We start from the raw sequence: 756 nt of genomic DNA, 5'->3' as shown, positions 1-756 counted from the left end.
TCATAGGATTCTCCTGCTGATGTATTCTAGCAGTTACTCTCTATTTATGAGTGTTCTTATTTATTGGGGGGATTACCGTAGGGCGAATGCCTTGTCCAAACATATCGGCCGCCAATACGTTGTAGCCTTCAGCCGCTAACATATCAGCACGTTTGCGCTCATAGTCAGTTAGACCGTCCCAATCATGAATCAATAAGATAAAAGGTGCATTAGCTTTGTCCGCCTTGGCGTAATAGCCTTCGTATGCTTTATCATCGACCGTATAGGTAACGCTCTTGGTCGTGATAGCAGCAGCTGTTTGACTGAACGTTAATGCCATTAGACCCATTGATGCGCCTACTAGCAATGAGTGATAAGGTTTTTTAGTCGGGGAGTTTAGAGTTGGTAACATGGTAGGTGGCCTTATAGTTATATAAAAAATAGTCGCATCATCAAATCCCTATAAATCCGCTACATTGTCATCCTCGCTAACTATACCAATGTATAACTTGCGCTCGGTTTTCTTGTATCGAAATTATCTGAATTCAACGATATAAAAAAGATAAATATAAGGCTAAAACCCTGCCAATTTATTTATCAATAGTTTCTAGGGCGTGTCTTCAATTCATTTTACAATGAATGATAGTACACGCTAGATAGAGCATTGACTTAAAATTACGCGCTAACTTCTCATAGCGAGTGGCGATACTACGAAAGTGTTTAAGCCTTGCAAACATATTTTCAACAAGATGACGCAGCTTGTACAAATAGCTATCA

The 756-nt window shown here is 39.7% G+C and carries 2 protein-coding genes; both read right to left on the bottom strand.

The annotated features are described in order from the left end of the window. Positions 1-40: 40 nt before the first annotated feature. Positions 41-391 carry a dienelactone hydrolase family protein gene (locus tag JMY00_RS13525; RefSeq protein WP_240990772.1) on the bottom strand — a complete coding sequence of 117 codons (351 nt, stop codon included), beginning with the start codon at positions 389-391 and terminating at the stop codon, positions 41-43. A gap of 208 nt (positions 392-599) precedes the next feature. Further along, positions 600-756, bottom strand: a 157-nt coding sequence (locus JMY00_RS13520) for a transposase (protein WP_201580539.1), incomplete at its 5' end; no start/stop codon positions are given.

The organism is Psychrobacter sp. Pi2-52, assembly GCF_904846705.1.
In the GTDB taxonomy this organism is placed as follows: Bacteria; Pseudomonadota; Gammaproteobacteria; order Pseudomonadales; family Moraxellaceae; genus Psychrobacter.
The sequence above is the reverse complement of the archived record's forward strand: the minus strand, read 5'-3'. Positions and strand labels throughout refer to the sequence as shown.

Coding starts and splice junctions, on each gene's coding strand:
- JMY00_RS13525 (WP_240990772.1), bottom strand. CDS start 391: ATGTTACCAACTCTAAACTCCCCGACTAAAAAACCTTATCACTCATTG.